Origin of the sequence: Croceicoccus sediminis (assembly GCF_007570835.1) — a bacterium.
Classification (GTDB): Bacteria; Pseudomonadota; Alphaproteobacteria; order Sphingomonadales; family Sphingomonadaceae; genus Croceicoccus; species Croceicoccus sediminis.
The window spans coordinates 203,660-220,490 of record NZ_SUNC01000004.1 but is presented as its reverse complement, the minus strand read 5'-3'; the positions used below and the strand labels follow the sequence as shown (position 1 = coordinate 220,490).

Sequence of the window (16,831 nt, the reverse complement as noted above, 5' to 3'; positions counted from 1 at the left end):
CTACAAAAGGGCCCGGCTGGATGCAGCCGGGCCTTTTTCGTATTCTGCGGCCCGTGTTTTCAGGGAAAGCGTCCAGGGGGGAAGCGTGATGCCGTTCGAACAGCGTCCTGACGGTTCGGTGAAGCTGGCAATGCACCAACCGCTTCACCAGGTGATCGTCGTCATTCTGGTCGCCTTCGCGATCAGTGGCTTCTTTCTCTACGGGCTGGTCTATACCGACGATACCGGCGTGACCGTGAAGGGGTACGACACGGGCTATGACTTGCCGTTATGGGTCTGGCAGGGGCTGTTTCTGCTTGGCGCCATGTTCGCTTTCGGGATCGGACTGTTCATCCTTCTCGGCCTCGTACGGGGCAATCAGCCTCACGTCAGGCTTGAACGCAACCGGATCGTCGTCGCCGGTTTCGCGATGCGCGGCGATACCGCGATGCGGTGGGACGAGATCGAGGGCATGAAACGCTTTCGCATCATGCACGACGATGCGATCGCGCTGAAGTCGCGGACCGGCAAGAAGCTCCAGCTTTCAGGCCATGTGTTCCCGCACAAGGGCGATTTTGCCGCCCTCTGCGCCCAGATCGAAAGCCGGATCGCCGCCGCCCGCGCCTGATCGGCCCGGTCTATTCGGATACGCGCTTCACGCTGACGATCTTCACCGGATCGGCCAGCATCTGGCCTTTCATGAACCCTTCGCCCTTGTCGGGATCGACGGCGGCGGCATGGATCGCCTTTACGACGTCCATGCCTTCGACCACGTGGCCGAACACCGCGAAACCCGCCTGCTGGTCCGGGTCTTCGCTGTCGGGATCGGCGTCGAGGCCGGTCATGTCGGTCGCCATGATCGAGAAATCGCCCGTCGCGCTGCCCGGTTCGTAGCGCGCCATCGAAATCGCGCCCTCGGTATGCGACAGGCCGGTCTGGCTAGTCGGCTCGTGCGCGATGGGGGGCAATATCCGCTTGGGATCGTACTGCGTCCCGCCCTGGATCAGCCCTGCGACCTTGTCGCCCCAGTCGAGCCGCATGGTGCGATAGAACACTGTCCCGTCCAAACGGCCCTCGTCGGCGTATTTCAGGAAGTTCGCGGCAGTGATCGGTGCGCGTTCGACTTCCAGTTCCAGCATGATGGTGCCTGCCGTCGTTTCCATGGCGACGGTCGTCGTCTCGAACGTCTCGGCCACGTCCGGGACTGCCGGTTCGGCGGTTTCCTGCGCCAAGGCGGGAAGGGCGGTCAGGGCAAGGGCGGCAACGGGCGCCGTCCAGAGCGAGCGGATCACGAATCGACGTTTCATTCCCGCATCTTACACCTGCGAAGCTGAACGTCATTCGTCGGTTTCGGTATGTCGTTCGTCGAACGAGGCAGGTCCACTGTTTACACTCGTAATCGTTTCGACTACGCCTGTAATCGCAATTTGGCCCCGTGCCGAAAGACACGACGCCGCAAGACACGAATGCGAGACATGAGCAAGCAAACCGCCAATCCCGACCGTATCTCCGACGCCGAACAGGCGGTGATGGAGGCGTTGTGGACCCGCTCGCCGCTGACCGCTGCCGAAGTGGCGGATACCGTGGGCGAGGATCGGGGGTGGAGCCTTGCGACGGTCAAGACGCTGCTGTCGCGCCTTGTCGGCAAGAACGCCATCGCGGCAGAGCCTGATGGCCGCCGCTTTCTCTATTCGCCGGTGATCGCGCGGGCCGATTTCGTCGGCCACGAATCGCGCCGCCTGGTCGACCGCCTGTTCGGCGGCAAGGCCGCTTCGCTGTTCGCGCACCTGGCCGAGGCCGAGGCGTTGAGCGATACCGATATCGAGGAAATCGAAGTTCTGCTGAGGGAGCTTAGAAAATGATGGGGGACGTGACGGGGACGGTCATTTCCTGGGCTGTCGATACTTTCCTGTACACGGGAATGCTGATCGCGGCGGTCCTGTTTTTGCGCAGGCCGGTGGCAAGGGCTTTCGGGCCGCGCATCGCCTATGCCTTGTGGCTGGTGCCGCTGGCGCGCTTCGTGCTGCCGCCGCTGGTCCTGCCCGCGTGGATGAAGCCGGTCGAGGCCGCGTCTGTCGAAGGCGCGCCGATCGTTTTCGAAACGGTCGAAGGCGCGGTGGTCGAAACGGGTCCGGAGATCGCGACTTCCGCAATTCCCTATGACATCCTGATCAACGTGGCCGTCGCGTTCTGGCTGGTCGGTGCGGTCGTGTTCCTGGCCTGGCGCATCGGGTGTTATCGCGCGATGACGCGGCACCTGCTGCAAAGTGCGGTGCCGGTCGGCGATGCGGGCTCCGTCCGCCTTGTCGAGACCGAGGCCGTTGCCGCGCCCGTCGCCTTCGGCGTGCGCGAACGCGTGATCGCCCTTCCGGCGGGTTTCATGGCGAGCGAGGACATTGCCGCCCGCGATCTCGCCATCGCGCACGAACTGGCCCACCACCGCGGGCACGACCTGCTGGCCAACCTTGCCGCGCAGCCCGTGCTGGCGCTGCACTGGTTCAATCCTGTCGCCTGGCTGGGCTGGCGCGCGATGCGGCGGGATCAGGAGGCCGCCTGCGATGCCCGCGTCATGACAGGCCGCCCGCATGAAGACCGCGCCCGTTACGGCGAAGTGATCGCCGCCTGCAGCCGCGAACAGAACCTTGCGCTTGCAGCCCCCATGGCCGGTTTCCGCGAGATCGGGCCGGTGCTGGGCGAAAAAGCCATTGTCCACCGCCTGAGGAGCCTCGGCATGAATACGACGACCCGCCGCCATCGCACCGGCCTTCTTCTTGTTGGCGCAGCGGGCCTTATCGCCCTGCCGCTGACCGCATCGGTTTCCTATGCCGAGGGTGAAAGCACGGTCGAGACGACCGAAGTGCCCGAATCCAGCGCGCTTGCCGAACCCGAAGTCGAAAGCCGTGTCTTCGTCGTCAGGGACGAGGACGGCCAGATCGAGGTCGAGACCGACGCGGACATGACCGAAGAAGAGATCGCCGTGATGGAGCGCGAGGTCGAGCGCGAAATGGAGATCTTCGAACGCGAAGCCGAACAGGCCGAGCGTGAGGCAGAACGCATGGAAGTGCAGTTCGAGCGTCAGGAGGCCGCCGAAGAACGCCGCGCCGCCGAGATGGAGCGTCGCGAAGCCATCGTGGAACGCCATGCCGCCGAAGCCGAACGCCGCGCGCACGCGATGGCCATGAACAGCGTGCCCGAGGTCGAGCACGAAGTGTCGAAGGACGGCAAGGTCCACATCATCCGCATGAGCCAGGTCGAAGGCGACGGGAAGACGAAGAAGCGCGTCGTTCGCAAGATGGTGATCGACGCCAATTGCGAGGTCGGACAGGCCCGCGACAATGGTGAGATCGTCAGCCGCATCTGTACCGGTGTCCCGCACGACATGATCATCAATACCCTGTCGCAGGTGCGTTCGGGCATCGCATCGATGTCCAATCTAAGTGCCGAGGAAAAGGCCGAGGCCCTGTCGGAAATCGACGCCGAGATCGCGGAAATGAAGGCGGCCCGCCGCAAGGGCTGAGAAATAGTCGGCCTCAATTAACCCTCAGTTCATCGCTGTCAGAGCACGTCTCGTCGCAGCGTTGAATTGGGGAGTACATCATGGATAATCCGGTCAGGCGGCCAAGATCGCCTGGAATCAAGTTCTTGGGCACCGTGCTGTTGGCCGCAGCGCTCGCGGTGCCCTTGTTCATGGTCTATGCGCTGGTCTGGGACCGGCAGGACCAGTCCCGCACGGCCCGCGCGACCATCACGCAGGGGTGGGGCGGGCCGCAGACCGTGACCGGGCCGGTCCTCGTGATCCCTTATGAAGAAAACAGCGTCGAGACGACGGTGACCAACGGGCAGGAAGTCCGTCAGGTCAAGCGCGTCACCCGCAATCTCTACCTCTCTCCGAAAAGCCACGACGTCGCGACCGGGATCGAGCCGGAGCGCAAGAAGAAGTCGATCTACGAATCGGTGATCTACGACGCCAGCCTGTCGGGCAAGGCCACGTTCGCCTTGCCGGACGATCTGGCGCGGCGCGGTATCGACGTGGCGAACATGAAGTTCGACCAGGCCGAGCTTCATTTCGGCATCTCGGACGCGCGCGGGCTTCAGAACGACAGCCGCGTCGTCGCCGATGGCAAGACGCTTACCACCAAACCCGGTTCGGGCCTGATGGCGAGCGGAAACTCCGGCTTCTTCAGCTTCGTCGACTGGGACGGCGCGGGAGAGCTGAACGTCGATTGGTCCTATGGCCTGCGCGGCAGCGAGACGCTGAGCCTTGTTCCGCGCGGTGCGGATACGGAATGGACCGTGACGTCGGCCTGGCCGCACCCCAGCTTTTCGGGCAGCTTCCTTCCGGCCACAAGCGACGTGCGCGACGACGGTTTCACCGCGACCTTCGCCGTATCCGATCTTGCGCTGGGCGAAGATCTTTTGTCGCGCGAAAATCCCGGTCCGCCGATCGTGGGCGGGCCCGGTATGGTCATGCCCGCATACGATCGAGGCGGCGGCGGGCCCAGCATGGCCGCATCTGTCGGGCTGGTCGAACCGGTCGATCTCTACAGCCAGATCGACAGGTCGGTGAAATACGGTTTCCTTATCATCGGCTTCACGTTCCTTGCCTTCCTGATGTTCGACATCGTGGCAGGGGCCAGCGTTTCGGCGCCGGAATACCTGCTGACGGGGGCGGGCCTCGTGCTGTTCTTCGTGCTGCTGCTGGCCTTTGCCGAAGTGATCGGTTTTGCCGCCGCCTATGCGGTCGCCAGCATCGCGATCATCGGCCTTGTCACGGCCTACAGCGCCGCGGTGCTGAAAAGCTGGAAGCGGGCCAAGTTCATCGGCGCGCTGCTGGTAGGGCTCTACGCTCTGCTGTTCGTGCTGCTCAGCCTCGAGGCGCTGAGCCTGCTGATCGGATCGGTCCTGCTGTTCTTTGCGCTGGCCGGCACGATGTACGCGACGCGCAACGTGGACTGGCAAGGCATCGGGCGCACTTCGCCCGGGATCGACTGAACCGGCGGTGCAGGGCGTCTATTCGACGTCCTGCACCCGCGGGGTGGACTTGCGTTTCGGCGTGCCGGGAGGTGTCTGACCTTCCTGCGCGCCGTTTCGCATGAAGGGTGCTTCGTAAGTGCCGGCTTCGGGAAATTCGGGAACGTCGGCGCTGGCCTTGCCGCTTTCCACGTCGACCATGGGCCGGGCCGGATAGGGACAGCCGCGCGCAAGGCCGATCCCTTTCAGGAACCCGCGCCGCACCATGGCCGCGTTGACCAGCACGCGCAGGCGGCGTTCCTTGCCCTTGGCGCCCGAAATTTCGCGCACGATCCCGCGAAACGGGATGAGCCCGCCGACGACAGAACCGGCGATGCGCCCGGCGCTGTTCACGCCTTTCTGCAGGTCAGACCGTTCCTGCGGGTCGTCGATGTCCGCGCCCAGCATCAGGTCGATATCGGCAATCGCCTGTTCAAGGTGGTCGCACGAAACCAGTCCGCCTGTCGCATAGGGATCGTTCCCGATGTCGAGCAGCAGCGGGGGCACGTCTTCGCTATCGATATTGAGATCCCGAAGCGGCTGCATCGGGATATCCTCCGCCTTGACGTTGGGATCGACCGGGCTTTGCGCCTGCGCCCCGGCGACGGGGGCAAGCGCAAGCGAAAGGGCAGTCAGCCCCGCAAGTCGGCGAAAGTGTCGCATTGATCCTCGTCTCCGGTCCGCAGACCCTTTTGCAGCCACTGCATGCGTTGCTGGCTGGTGCCGTGTGTGAAGTTGTCGGGCGATACGCGCCCTTTCGTCAGGGCATCGTCGCCGATCGCGCTGGCGGCGCGCAGGCCTTCCTCGATGTCGCCCGGTTCGATCAGCTGCGGGTTCTTGGCCGCCCAGACACCGGCATAGCAATCGGCCTGAAGCTCCATCCGCACCTGAAGCTGGTTCGACTGCGACGGATTGCGCTGCTGCGCCTGGCGGACCATCTGCGATGTCCCGGTCAGCGTCTGGATGTGGTGTCCGTATTCGTGCCCGATGACATAGGCCCGCGCAAAGTCGCCGCCTGCGCCAAGCTGGCGGTCGAGCTGGTCGTAGAAGCTGGTGTCGATGTAGATGCCCTGGTCGGTCGGGCAATAGAACGGCCCCATCGCGGCCTGTGCCGCGCCGCAACCGGACTGGCCGCGCCCGTCATAGAAATTGAGCGTCGGCTGTTCGAACGGGATATTGGCCTGCGCGAACAGCGGTGCCCATGTTTCGTCGAGCGAGGACAGCGCCGAACAGGTTTCGAGGCTATAGGCGTTGACGTTGCAGCTTTCCTCGACCGTACGGCCGCTGGCCTGCGGCGAACCGCCCTGCGTCTGCTGAACCTGGTCGACCACGCCCAGCGTCGTCATCGGGTCGACGCCGAAGAATACGGCGCCCAGAATGGCGATCACGATGGCGCCGCAACCCAGCTTTCCGCCGGTGCCGCCCATCCCACGCTGATCACGAACGCGAATATTCTTGGAAAAATCGTTGAGCCGCATCGTTTGCCCTCCATATAGCGGGCATTAGGGCCCCTGCCTGATAATGCGCAAGGAGATGCGAATGTTCCTTTCCGGTAAAACTGCTCTCGTCACCGGCTCCACCTCCGGCATCGGCCTTGCCTATGCCAAGGCCTTGGCAGCCGAGGGAGCGAACGTCGTCATCAACGGTTTCGGTGATGCCGATGAAATCGAGAAGGAGAGGAAGGACCTTGCCGCAAAGAGCGGGGCCGAGGCGATCTACATCAACACCGACCTGACCACCGCCGCAGGCTGCGAGGAATTGATGCAGGGCGCGTTCGACAAGTTCGGCGCGGTCGACATCCTCATCAACAACGCCGGGATGCAGCATGTCGCCCCGGTCGAGAATTTCCCGGTCGACAAGTGGGACAAGATCATCGCGCTGAACCTCAGTTCCTCGTTCCACACCAGCCGCCTTGCCGTGCCCAAGATGAAGGAAAAGGGCTGGGGCCGGATCATCATGACGGCCAGCGCCCATTCGCTGACCGCATCGCCGTTCAAGGCTGCCTATGTCTCGGCAAAGCACGGGCTGGCGGGCCTGACCAAGACACTCGCGCTGGAACTGGCGCAGGAAAACATCACGGTGAACTGCCTGTCCCCGGGCTATGTCTGGACCCCTCTGGTCGAAGACCAGATCCCCGACACGATGAAGGCCCGCAAGATGAGCCGGGAAGAGGTGATCAACGAGGTCCTGCTGGAACGCGAGCCGACCAAGAAATTCACGCAGCCCGACGATCTGGCCGCACTGGCGCTGTTCCTGTGCCGCGACGTGGCCGACAACATCACCGGGGCGAACATTTCCGCCGACGGCGGCTGGACCGCGCAGTGAGGGAATAAGTAAAAGGCTATGGGGGGCAGGGGCGCATTTCGGGTAATTGCGGTCGGCGCACTCGCGCTGCTGGCCTCCTGTGCCTCCGTTCCCGAGCCGCCACGCGCTCTTGCCCCCGTGCGCGATCTTTCGCCGCTGGAACAGGCGCTTCATGCCCATGTCGCCGAACTTGCATCCGACCGGTACGGCGGGCGCGAGGTCGGGACGAAGGGCGAGAAGCTGACGCTCGATTATCTGCAGACGCAGCTGGCGGCAGCGGGTGTGCAGTCCGGCACGCACGATCCGGGGCACGAGTGGCGCAAGCCCTTTTCGTTCGAGACGCGGCGGGGCAAGCCGGTCGAAACCAACAACCTCATCGGCAGGCTGCCCGGCACCGGCCCGAAATTTGGCGCGGTCCTTCTGGTCGCGCACTGGGATCACCTGGGGCAGGGGCGACTCTGCCGCCGCCGTGGCAGCGACCGCATCTGCAACGGCGCGATCGACAACGCCAGCGGCCTTGCCATGATGATCGAGATCGCGCGCGAACTGGCCAAGGGGCCGAGGCCGGTGCGCGACGTCTATTTCCTTGCCTCTGGCGGGGAGGAGGCCGGTCTGAAAGGCGCCTACGACTTCGCTGCCGATCCGCCGGTGCCGCTCGACAAGTTCGTGGCCGTGTTCAATCTCGATACCGAGGGGGTGGCCCCGCCCGGTGCGCCGGCCGTCGTGCTGGCGGGCCCCCGCACCGAAGGGCTGATGGACCTGATCAGCACCACGGCGGGCGATACCGGGATCAGGCTGGTCGAACCGAACGAGCGCAATCTGGCGTTCCTGAAAAGACAGGACGGCTGGGCCTTTGCCAGCAATGACGTCCCCGCCGTGATCGTCAGCGCCGCCTTTGCCGACGATGCCCGGCTGACCGCCTATCTCGACCGTGATTACCACCGTGCCAGCGACGGGTTGGAGCATGTTGAACTGGGCGCGGCAGCCGACATGGTGGCCTTTCACGTGGCCCTGATTCGCCGCGCGGCCAGCCCCGCGACGCTGCCCCAGGCGGCAAGGGATGAAATTACCGCAAACGCCCCCTAGCGGCGAAGGCGCTTGGTGGTTACATGGGCCGCCACGATTCTCCCTATTACCTCTCGTATCGGCAGGGCCCATGGCACAACGTTTTTCCGCTAGCGACATTCCCCTCGGCCTGACGTTCGACGACGTCCTGCTGCGGCCTGCGGAAAGCTCGCTCGTGCCGTCGATGGCGGACACCCGCACGAAAGTCAGCCGCGAGATTTCGCTGAACATCCCGATCATCTCCAGCGCGATGGATACCGTGACCGAGGCGGAGATGGCCATCGTCATGGCGCAGCTCGGCGGTCTGGGCGTGCTTCACCGCAACCTCACCGTCGAACAGCAGTGCGCTGCGGTCCGGCAGGTAAAGCGGTTCGAAAGCGGCATGGTCGTGAACCCGATCACCATCACGCCCGATGCCACGCTGGGCGAGGCGCGGGCGATCATGCAGGCCAATTCGATCTCCGGCATCCCGGTGGTAGAGGCCAGCGGCAAGCTTTGCGGCATCCTGACCAACCGTGACGTGCGCTTTGCCGTCAATGACAAGCAGCCGGTCAGGGAACTGATGACGGCGGACAACCTCGCCACGGTCAGCGCCGGTATCGATTCCGAAGACGCCCGCCGCCTGCTGCACCAGCGCCGGATCGAAAAGCTGCTGGTCGTCGACGATGCCTACAAGTGCGTGGGCCTGATCACGGTGAAGGACATCGAGAAAGCCGTCCTGCACCCGGATTCGACCAAGGATAGCACAGGCCGCCTGCGCGTCGCTGCCGCATCCACCGTGGGCGACAAGGGCTTCGAACGCACCCAGGCGCTGGTCGACGCCGAAGTCGACGTCGTCGTCATCGATACCGCGCACGGCCACAACAAGGACGTCGCCCGCTCGGTAGAACGCGCCAAGAAGCTGTCGAGCAATATCCAGATCATCGCCGGCAACGTCGCCACGGCAGAGGCGACGAAGGCCCTGATCGACGCGGGCGCGGACGGGATCAAGGTCGGCATCGGCCCCGGTTCGATCTGCACCACGCGCATCGTCGCCGGTGTCGGCGTGCCGCAGTTGACCGCTGTTATGGAGAGCGCCGAGGAAGCCGAAAAGCACGGCGTTCCGGTCATCGCCGATGGCGGCGTCCGTACGTCGGGCGACGCGGCCAAGGCAGTTGCCGCCGGTGCCTCGACCATCATGGTCGGATCCATGCTGGCCGGGACCGAGGAAGCGCCGGGCGAGACGTTCCTGTACCAGGGCCGCGCCTATAAATCCTATCGCGGCATGGGATCGGTCGGCGCGATGGCCCGCGGCAGCGCGGACCGTTACTTCCAGCAGGACGTTAAGGAACAGATGAAGCTCGTCCCCGAGGGTATCGAGGGGCAGGTTCCCTACAAGGGCCCCGCGCGCGACGTCATCCACCAGCTGGTCGGCGGCATCAAGGCGGCGATGGGCTACACGGGCTGTGAAACCATCGAATCGCTGCGCAAGGACGCACAGTTCGTGCGCATCACCAATGCAGGCCTTCGCGAAAGCCACGTCCACGACGTCGCCATCACGCGTGAGGCTCCCAACTACCCGACCAGCGGTAACTGATGTCGCGCAAGGCCGGGACGGACCCGGCGAAACTTGCAACCGACGCGATGATGCTCTGGGCCGAGAGCTGGTTCGTGATCGCCGCGCGCAGCTGGATGATCATGTCGGGTGACCCGCGCGCCCAGCGCGAGGCAAGCCGCATGGTCGAAGAGAAAATGCGCGCCGCGGCCGAATTGTCGTTCATGGCGATGACCGGATCGCTGGGCACCGGCGACAAGGCGGTCGAACGCACGATCAAGCACGTCGGCAAGACCGTCAGCGCAAACCGCCGCCGCCTTTCGAAAGGCAAGTAGCGGTGCGCCCGGCCGCCCGCGTTCAGGCCGCGATCGAGATACTGGACGACATCATCGCCGCCGCGCGCAGCGGCGGGGCAAGTGCCGACCGTATCGTCGCCGACGGGTTGAAGGCGCGGCGCTATGCCGGGTCGAAGGACCGCCGCGCCATCCGCGAAAACATATACGCCGCGATCCGCGCCTGCGGTCCGGTGCCGGCTAGTGGCCGCGCGGCCATGCTGCGCCTTGCCGAAATCGACCCCGCGATCGCCGACCTGTTCGACGGGTCGGACTATGGTCCGCAGGCGATCGGGGACGATGAGGTCGCAGCGATGGGCGGAATCGCGCCCGAATGGCTCGAAATCGCATTATCGCGCAGCGGAATTGCGGGCGCTGCGGCAGCCGCGCTGCTGGACCGCGCGCCGCTCGACGTTCGGGTCAACACGCTGAAGGCGGACCGCGAAACCATCCAACTGCTTGAACAGGGTGAACCTCTGATCGCCGAACAGGGCCTGCGCTTTGCGGCAGGCACGCCGGTCGAAAGATGGGACGCTTTTGCCAGCGGAGAGATCGAGGTCCAGGACGGCGGCAGCCAGCTGGCCTGTTCGGTCGTCGAGGCCAAGGCCGGGGAGACCGTGATCGACTTGTGCGCCGGGGCAGGCGGCAAGACCCTCGCGCTTGCCGCGCAGATGGCGAATGGCGGTACGCTGATCGCCGCCGACACCAACCGCGACCGGCTTTCGCGCCTGGGCCCGCGTGCCGAAAGGGCAGGGGCACAGATCGCGCATACCGTCCTGCTCAATCCCGGACGGGAGATCGAGGCGCTGGCCCAGTGGGAGGGCGGGGCCGATGCCGTCCTGGTCGACGCGCCCTGTTCGGGCACCGGCACCTGGCGCCGCAATCCCGAAGCGCGCTGGCGGCTCAGCGAATCGCAAGTGGCGCGCTATGCCGCGACTCAGCTCGAGATCCTCGAGATCGCGGCCCGGCTGGTCCGGCCCGGCGGGCGGATCGTGTTCATCACCTGCTCGCTCCTCGATGCCGAAGGGGCCGACGTGCTCGATCTTTTCCTTGCGCGGAATCCCCAATTCTCAGCAGGTAATGTCAATCTTTCTGCAGGAAGCTCGCGCGGAAAAGGTTGGCGGCTTGCCCCTCTGGACGATGGTACGGACGGATTTTTCATCGCACGTATAGATTTGGTCTGATAGGCTTCGCGGACTATGGCAGTTGTTAACCAACGATATTCCGCTGCCAGTTCTGAACGGACTACGGAGCTGCTGATGCGCTACACGCCGATCGCCGCCGCGATTTCCCTATTCGTCGCAGTGAGTGCGAGCAGCAGTTTCGGACAGGCACCGCACACCGTAAACCCGCAAGCGGCAGAGCTGATCGCGTCGGGCCGCACCGCGCTCGCCGCCGGCGATCTTGACGCCGCGACCGATCGTTTCGAAGCCGCGCTTGCCGTCGATCCGGCCAGCACGCAGGCCTATCTCGAACTGGCCGAGGTATCCCGCGCCAAGGGGATGCAGGGGCAGGCGATCAAGTATTACCGCGAAGCGCAGGAACGCGATCCGGGCAACCTCGCCGCAATTTCGGGCGAAGGTGCGGCCATGGCCGAAAAGGGCGCCGTCAAGCAGGCAGAGGGCAACCTTGCCAAGTTGCAGTCGATGTGCGGCACCAATTGCGCCGAGGCGGCAGAGCTGGCCTCTGTCATCGCACGCGGTCCGCTGCCCAAGGTGCAGTCGGCAGAGGCGAGCGCCGCCGTCGCGGAACCCGCCGCGCGCAACTAGGTGGCGGTCGGCCCGCTCATAGATGCGGGCGAAACAATTCCAGCACGCGGGTATAGACCGGCCGCTTGAACGGAATGATCAGGTCCGGCAGCAGATCCGCCTGTGTCCAGCGATAGTCATTGAATTCGGCCGGATCGTGGACGCCCAAGTCGATATCGCTGTCCGCGCCGGTAAAGCGCATCAGGAACCACGACTGGCGCTGGCCGATGTACCGGCCGCCCCACAGCTTGCCCTTCAACTCTTCGGGCAAGTCGTAGAACAGCTCTTCTTCCGTGCGCGCGATGATGTCCGCCTTGTCGCGGGCGATGCCGGTTTCCTCGTGCAATTCGCGGTATGCGGCCTCGACCAGGTCCTCGCCCGGATCGACGCCGCCTTGCGGCATCTGCCACCAGTCGCCTTCTTTCGTGTCGATCCGCTTGCCCACGAAAACGCGGCTTTGCGCATTGATGATCATGAGGCCGGCGCAAGGCCTGTAAAGCGCGGGATCGGGTTTCGACATCGAGGCTCCTTGGCTTTGCTGCAGTGCGAAGACACTGCGGTGCAATGCTCGCCTTATCAGGCAGCATAGTTTTTCTGAATTGAAACACGCAAGTTGGAGGCCTAGGTCCGCCCAACGATTTTCGGCTATTCGTGATCGAAGGCCACTGCAAGGATAAGTGAATGGCGTCCGATAAAACAACCGCCCCAGAGGCTGTCGTCGTCCGGTTCGCGGGCGATTCCGGCGATGGGATGCAGCTGACGGGGGGACAGTTCACGCTGTCGACCGCACTTGCCGGTAACGATCTGGCGACATTCCCCGACTTCCCCGCCGAAATTCGCGCGCCGCAGGGTACGCTGTTCGGCGTTTCGGCATTCCAGATCAATTTCGGCTCCACCGCGATCGAAACCGCGGGCGATGCGCCCGACGTGCTGGTCGCGATGAACCCGGCCGCGCTGAAGGTGAACCTTGCCGCGTTGAAGCCGGGCGGGTTGATTATCGCCGACACGGGCGAATTCACGAAGCGCAACCTCGACAAGGCGAAGTACGACACCAATCCGCTGGAAGGCGACGGGCTTGCCAAGTGGGACGTGCTGGCCTTCGACATCAGCGAACTGACGCTTGAGGCGGTGAAGCCTTTTGGCCTCGGCAAGAAGGAAGCCCTGCGCTGCAAGAACATGTGGACGCTGGGCCTTGCGCTGTGGATGTTCGATCGTCCGCGCGCACCGATCCATGACTGGCTGAAGGCCAAGTTCGCCAAGGCACCCGAACTGGCAGAGGCGAACATCGCCGCGCTCGACGCAGGGCACGCCTATGGCGAGACCGCGGAGATTTCCGGCCCGCTCAAGCAGGTCCATGTCGATCCCGTCGCGTCCGAACCGGGCCTTTACCGCACGATCACCGGCGCCGAATCGATCAGCCTCGGCCTTGTCGCTGGCGCCCAGCTGGCCGAACTGCCGATGTTCTTCGGCGGCTATCCGATCACACCGGCGTCGGCCATCCTGCATCACCTTGCCCGCCTCAAGGAATACGACGTCCAGACCTTCCAGGCCGAGGACGAGATCGCCGCGATCTGTTCGGCGATCGGCGCGTCCTATGCCGGACAGCTTGGCGTTACCTCGTCATCGGGTCCGGGCATCGCGCTGAAGGGTGAGGCGATGGGCCTTGCCATCATGACCGAGCTTCCGCTCGTCATCGTGAACTCGCAGCGTGGCGGCCCCTCGACCGGCCTGCCGACCAAGACCGAGCAGTCGGATCTTTACCAGGCGGTCTATGGCCGCAACGGCGATGCGCCGATGCCGGTGATCGCCGCGCGCAGCCCCGCCGACGCGTTCGAATGCGCGATCGAGGCGTGCCGCATCGCGGTTCAGTACATGACCCCGGTCATGCTGTTGACCGACGGTTATATCGCCAACGCGGCAGAGCCGTGGAAGGTGCCGAACCCTGCGGACTACGAGCCGTTCCCGGCCAAGTTCCTGACCGAGAAGAACGCGAAGAACGCAGAAGGGGAGGACGAACTTCTTCCCTTCGCGCGTGACGAGAAGGGCGCACGTCCGTGGATCAAGCCGGGCACACCGGGCCTGATGCACCGCATTGGCGGGATCGAGAAGGCGCAAGGGACCGGTCACATCGACTATTCGCCCGCCAACCACCAGGCGATGACCGACGCCCGCAAGGACAAGGTCGATGGCATCGCCGATTCCATTCCGCCGCAGGACGTCTGCCTCGGCAACGAGAGCGGCAAGCTCGTCCTCGTCGGCTGGGGTTCGACATACGGCCCCATCCACCAGGCGGTGCGCCGTGCGCGCAAGCGCGGGCTGGATGTCAGCCACGTCCACGTCCGCAACGTCTGGCCGCTGCCGAAGAACCTGGGTGACCTGCTCAAGGGCTTTGACAAGGTGCTGGTCCCCGAAATGAACACGGGCCAGTTCAAGACCGTGCTGCGCGACCAGTATCTCGTCGATGCGCAGCCGCTGACCAAGACCAGCGGTCAGCCGTTCGCCATTGCCGAGATCGAGGACGCGATCTGCGACGCGCTTGGCGAACCGCGCCCGTCGCAGATCGGCGGCGAAGTCGAAGTAAACGATAACCAGCTTCCGAGCCCGGAAGCGGCCAATCCCTGAGGTCCGCGAACAATGAACGACATGACTCCTGTGCAGACCACGCTCAAGGACTGGGAAACCGATCAGGAGGTGCGCTGGTGCCCCGGTTGCGGTGACTACGCCATCCTGAAGGCCGTGCAGCGCACGCTGCCGCAGCTGAACGCCGATCCGGCCAAGACTGTCTTCGTATCGGGCATCGGCTGTTCCAGCCGTTTCCCCTATTACGTCGAAAGCTATGGCTTCCACACGATCCACGGCCGCGCGCCCGCGTTCGTCACCGGCATCAAGCTGGCGAACCCGGAACTCGACGTGTGGATGGTGACGGGCGATGGCGACGGCATGTCCATCGGCGGCAACCACACGATGCACATCCTGCGCCGTAACATCGACGTGCAGATCCTGCTGTTCAACAACGAAATCTACGGCCTGACCAAGGGCCAGTATTCGCCGACCAGCCGCCAGGGCACGAAGAGCCCGTCGGCCCCCGGTGGATCGATCGACCGCCCGGCACAGCCCTGCGCTTTCGCGCTGGGTTCGGGTGCGCGTTTCGTGGCGCGCGGATTCGACGTGTCGAAGAACCTGCCCGACGTGCTGAAGGCGGCCCATGCCCACAAGGGCGCGGCTTTCGTCGAGATTTTCCAGAACTGCATCGTCTACAACAAGGACGTGTTCAACGACTTCGCCGCGCCCAAGGGTGCCGAAGACCAGCAGCTCTGGCTCGAAGACGGGCAGCCGATGCTGTTCGCAAAAGGCACGAAGGGGCTTGCCCGCGATGTCGAGAACATGACCCTGAAGGTCGTGGACGTCGCAGACGGCGACTGGGAAGCTGCGGGCGTCATGGTTCACGACGTGAAGAACCGTACGCTGGCCCACATGCTGGTCGAACTGCCGTTCGGTCCGTTCCCGATGGCGCTTGGCGTGATCTACGATGATCCGCGTCCCGCCTATGACGCCGTAGTGGCAGAGGAAATGGCCAAGGCCCGCACGGCAAGGGCTTCCAATCTCGGCTCGCTGCTGGCCAAGGGCCAGACGTGGACAGTTGACGGGACCGCGCAAGACCCCATCTGACGGGGCATGAGCACACTCTTCACCCCGTTCACCATTCGGGGCCTGACCTTGCCCAACCGCATCGTCATGGCCCCGATGACCCGCAACTTTTCCGACAACGGCGTGCCCACCGCCGACATGGCGGAATACTATCGCAAGCGCGCAGAGGGCGAGGTCGGCCTGATCCTGTCCGAAGGCACGGTCATCGACCGGCCCGAGGCGCGCAATGATGCGGGCATTCCCTTCTTTCACGGGAAAGAGGCGCTGGCCGGCTGGAAGAACGTGGTGGACACCGTCCACGAAGCGGGCGGCCTGTTCGCGCCGCAGATCTGGCACACCGGCCTTGTCCGCGCCCAGTTCCCCGACAAGCCGCGTCCCGGTACGCCCGAAGGTCCGTCCGGCCTGTATAAGCCTGGCGAACCTTATGGCCAGGCGATGAGCCGTAACGACGTCATCGACACCATCGACGCCTTTGTCGATGCCTGCCGGTCGGCGGTCGAAATCGGCTGCGACGCGATCGAACTGCACGGCGCGCATGGTTACCTGATCGACCAGTTCTTCTGGGACGGCACCAACCAGCGCGATGACGAATGGGGCGGCGCGACACTGGCCGACCGCACCCGGTTTGCCACCGACATCGTCTCTGCCGTCCGCAAGGCGATCGGCGACACGCCGCTGTCGCTTCGCATCAGCCAGTGGAGCCAGCAGGACTACGAACGCCGCCTTGCCACGACGCCCGATGCACTGGCCGCGTGGACGCAGCCGCTGGTCGATGCGGGCGCGGACCTGCTGCATTGTTCGCAGCGCCGATTCTGGGAACCGGAGTTTCCGGAAATCGACGGCGAGAAGGGCCTGAACCTTGCAGGCTGGGTCAAGAAGCTGACCGGCGCTGCCACGATCTCGGTCGGTTCGGTCAGCCTTTCGCAGGACTTCTTCGGTGCTTTCGCGGGTCAGGAAACCGACGCGACGCCCGATCTCGGCGACCTCGAGGAACGGCTGGACCGCGAAGAGTTCGATCTTATCGCCGTAGGCCGCGCCCTGATCGCCAACCCGTACTGGGCAAAACGCGTGCGCGAAGGCGAGATCGCCAAGCTCGACGGATACAAGACGGAGATGCTGGGCGAACTGGTCTGATCCATCCGGCCCGATGACGAAGAGGGGAGCCTGCCACGTGCCGGCTCCCCTTTTTGTTATCCGTTGCCGCCTGCGCG

At 64.5% G+C, this 16,831-nt stretch carries 17 protein-coding genes; 13 read left to right on the top strand and 4 right to left on the bottom strand.

All coding sequences use genetic code 11. The features are described from left to right. Nucleotides 1-88: 88 nt before the first annotated feature. A complete protein-coding gene (locus FAX90_RS14140) occupies nucleotides 89-607 on the top strand; it encodes a hypothetical protein (RefSeq protein WP_144098067.1) in 519 nt (172 codons plus the stop codon). A 10-nt stretch (nucleotides 608-617) separates the two neighbouring features. On the opposite strand, the gene FAX90_RS14135 is transcribed toward FAX90_RS14140, so the two are convergent. Continuing rightward, the gene (locus tag FAX90_RS14135; protein WP_144098066.1) at nucleotides 618-1,286 is read right to left on the bottom strand and encodes a peptidylprolyl isomerase; all 669 of its coding nucleotides are present in this window, start codon (nucleotides 1,284-1,286) and stop codon (nucleotides 618-620) included. A gap of 168 nt (nucleotides 1,287-1,454) precedes the next feature. Between FAX90_RS14135 and FAX90_RS14130 the strand changes: the two genes are divergently transcribed. The 3 genes from FAX90_RS14130 to creD all read left to right on the top strand — a co-directional run bounded on the left by FAX90_RS14130 (nucleotide 1,455) and on the right by creD (nucleotide 4,971). Then, a complete protein-coding gene (locus FAX90_RS14130; protein ID WP_144098065.1) occupies nucleotides 1,455-1,841 on the top strand; it encodes a BlaI/MecI/CopY family transcriptional regulator in 387 nt (128 codons plus the stop codon). Further along, complete coding sequence (locus tag FAX90_RS14125; protein WP_144098064.1) at nucleotides 1,838-3,496, top strand: M56 family metallopeptidase; 1,659 nt, start codon at nucleotides 1,838-1,840, stop codon at nucleotides 3,494-3,496. The genes FAX90_RS14130 and FAX90_RS14125 overlap by 4 nt, the downstream gene beginning before the upstream one ends. Nucleotides 3,497-3,576: 80 nt before the next feature. After that, nucleotides 3,577-4,971: a cell envelope integrity protein CreD gene (gene creD / locus FAX90_RS14120; RefSeq protein ID WP_144098063.1), complete on the top strand. Its 1,395-nt coding sequence runs from the start codon at nucleotides 3,577-3,579 to the stop codon at nucleotides 4,969-4,971. Between the two features lie 18 nt (nucleotides 4,972-4,989). On the opposite strand, the gene FAX90_RS14115 is transcribed toward creD, so the two are convergent. Both FAX90_RS14115 and ypfJ read right to left on the bottom strand, forming a co-directional pair. Beyond that, entirely contained in the window at nucleotides 4,990-5,652 is a 663-nt protein-coding gene (locus tag FAX90_RS14115; RefSeq protein WP_205700700.1) for a hypothetical protein, read from the bottom strand. Further along, nucleotides 5,622-6,467: a KPN_02809 family neutral zinc metallopeptidase gene (gene ypfJ / locus FAX90_RS14110; RefSeq protein WP_144098062.1), complete on the bottom strand. Its 846-nt coding sequence runs from the start codon at nucleotides 6,465-6,467 to the stop codon at nucleotides 5,622-5,624. The genes FAX90_RS14115 and ypfJ overlap by 31 nt, the downstream gene beginning before the upstream one ends. A 55-nt stretch (nucleotides 6,468-6,522) precedes the next feature. Here ypfJ and FAX90_RS14105 point away from each other — a divergent pair, with 55 nt between their 5' ends. From FAX90_RS14105 to FAX90_RS14080, 6 genes are all read left to right on the top strand, one after another. Next, complete coding sequence (locus FAX90_RS14105; RefSeq protein WP_144098061.1) at nucleotides 6,523-7,314, top strand: 3-hydroxybutyrate dehydrogenase; 792 nt, start codon at nucleotides 6,523-6,525, stop codon at nucleotides 7,312-7,314. A 117-nt stretch (nucleotides 7,315-7,431) separates the two neighbouring features. Further along, nucleotides 7,432-8,379 carry a M28 family peptidase gene (locus tag FAX90_RS14100; RefSeq protein WP_170234996.1) on the top strand — a complete coding sequence of 316 codons (948 nt, stop codon included), beginning with the start codon at nucleotides 7,432-7,434 and terminating at the stop codon, nucleotides 8,377-8,379. 70 nt (nucleotides 8,380-8,449) lie between these two features. Beyond that, entirely contained in the window at nucleotides 8,450-9,934 is a 1,485-nt protein-coding gene (gene guaB, locus FAX90_RS14095; protein ID WP_144098059.1) for an IMP dehydrogenase, read from the top strand. Next, nucleotides 9,934-10,227, top strand: coding sequence for a hypothetical protein (locus FAX90_RS14090; protein WP_144098058.1), 294 nt, complete (start codon nucleotides 9,934-9,936; stop codon nucleotides 10,225-10,227). The genes guaB and FAX90_RS14090 overlap by 1 nt, the downstream gene beginning before the upstream one ends. Nucleotides 10,228-10,229: 2 nt before the next feature. After that, on the top strand, nucleotides 10,230-11,408 hold the full coding sequence (locus tag FAX90_RS14085) for an RsmB/NOP family class I SAM-dependent RNA methyltransferase (RefSeq protein ID WP_144098057.1): 1,179 nt from the start codon (nucleotides 10,230-10,232) through the stop codon (nucleotides 11,406-11,408). Between the two features lie 75 nt (nucleotides 11,409-11,483). Further along, the gene (locus FAX90_RS14080) at nucleotides 11,484-11,993 is read left to right on the top strand and encodes a tetratricopeptide repeat protein (RefSeq protein ID WP_144098056.1); all 510 of its coding nucleotides are present in this window, start codon (nucleotides 11,484-11,486) and stop codon (nucleotides 11,991-11,993) included. Between the two features lie 16 nt (nucleotides 11,994-12,009). Here the strand turns inward: FAX90_RS14080 and FAX90_RS14075 are convergent, their stop codons facing one another. Next, the gene (locus FAX90_RS14075; protein ID WP_144098055.1) at nucleotides 12,010-12,492 is read right to left on the bottom strand and encodes an RNA pyrophosphohydrolase; all 483 of its coding nucleotides are present in this window, start codon (nucleotides 12,490-12,492) and stop codon (nucleotides 12,010-12,012) included. Nucleotides 12,493-12,653: 161 nt separating this feature from the next. Between FAX90_RS14075 and FAX90_RS14070 the strand changes: the two genes are divergently transcribed. From FAX90_RS14070 to FAX90_RS14060, 3 genes are read left to right on the top strand one after another with little or no spacing between them, the layout of a single operon-like run. Beyond that, nucleotides 12,654-14,594, top strand: a complete 1,941-nt coding sequence (locus tag FAX90_RS14070) for a 2-oxoacid:acceptor oxidoreductase subunit alpha (RefSeq protein ID WP_144098054.1) — start codon at nucleotides 12,654-12,656, stop codon at nucleotides 14,592-14,594. A 12-nt stretch (nucleotides 14,595-14,606) separates the two neighbouring features. Next, nucleotides 14,607-15,641 carry a 2-oxoacid:ferredoxin oxidoreductase subunit beta gene (locus FAX90_RS14065; protein WP_144098053.1) on the top strand — a complete coding sequence of 345 codons (1,035 nt, stop codon included), beginning with the start codon at nucleotides 14,607-14,609 and terminating at the stop codon, nucleotides 15,639-15,641. Nucleotides 15,642-15,647: 6 nt separating this feature from the next. Further along, nucleotides 15,648-16,754, top strand: coding sequence for an NADH:flavin oxidoreductase (locus FAX90_RS14060; protein ID WP_144098052.1), 1,107 nt, complete (start codon nucleotides 15,648-15,650; stop codon nucleotides 16,752-16,754). Nucleotides 16,755-16,831 lie beyond the last annotated feature (77 nt).

Excerpts from the sequence above, each read along its gene's own strand:
- FAX90_RS14140 (WP_144098067.1), top strand. The coding sequence starts at position 89 with ATGCCGTTCGAACAGCGTCCTGACGGTTCGGTGAAGCTGGCAATGCAC.
- FAX90_RS14135 (WP_144098066.1), bottom strand. The coding sequence starts at position 1,286 with ATGAAACGTCGATTCGTGATCCGCTCGCTCTGGACGGCGCCCGTTGCC.
- FAX90_RS14130 (WP_144098065.1), top strand. The coding sequence starts at position 1,455 with ATGAGCAAGCAAACCGCCAATCCCGACCGTATCTCCGACGCCGAACAG.
- FAX90_RS14125 (WP_144098064.1), top strand. The coding sequence starts at position 1,838 with ATGATGGGGGACGTGACGGGGACGGTCATTTCCTGGGCTGTCGATACT.
- creD (WP_144098063.1), top strand. The coding sequence starts at position 3,577 with ATGGATAATCCGGTCAGGCGGCCAAGATCGCCTGGAATCAAGTTCTTG.
- FAX90_RS14115 (WP_205700700.1), bottom strand. The coding sequence starts at position 5,652 with ATGCGACACTTTCGCCGACTTGCGGGGCTGACTGCCCTTTCGCTTGCG.
- ypfJ (WP_144098062.1), bottom strand. The coding sequence starts at position 6,467 with ATGCGGCTCAACGATTTTTCCAAGAATATTCGCGTTCGTGATCAGCGT.
- FAX90_RS14105 (WP_144098061.1), top strand. The coding sequence starts at position 6,523 with ATGCGAATGTTCCTTTCCGGTAAAACTGCTCTCGTCACCGGCTCCACC.
- guaB (WP_144098059.1), top strand. The coding sequence starts at position 8,450 with ATGGCACAACGTTTTTCCGCTAGCGACATTCCCCTCGGCCTGACGTTC.
- FAX90_RS14090 (WP_144098058.1), top strand. The coding sequence starts at position 9,934 with ATGTCGCGCAAGGCCGGGACGGACCCGGCGAAACTTGCAACCGACGCG.
- FAX90_RS14080 (WP_144098056.1), top strand. The coding sequence starts at position 11,484 with ATGCGCTACACGCCGATCGCCGCCGCGATTTCCCTATTCGTCGCAGTG.
- FAX90_RS14075 (WP_144098055.1), bottom strand. The coding sequence starts at position 12,492 with ATGTCGAAACCCGATCCCGCGCTTTACAGGCCTTGCGCCGGCCTCATG.
- FAX90_RS14070 (WP_144098054.1), top strand. The coding sequence starts at position 12,654 with ATGGCGTCCGATAAAACAACCGCCCCAGAGGCTGTCGTCGTCCGGTTC.
- FAX90_RS14065 (WP_144098053.1), top strand. The coding sequence starts at position 14,607 with ATGAACGACATGACTCCTGTGCAGACCACGCTCAAGGACTGGGAAACC.
- FAX90_RS14060 (WP_144098052.1), top strand. The coding sequence starts at position 15,648 with ATGAGCACACTCTTCACCCCGTTCACCATTCGGGGCCTGACCTTGCCC.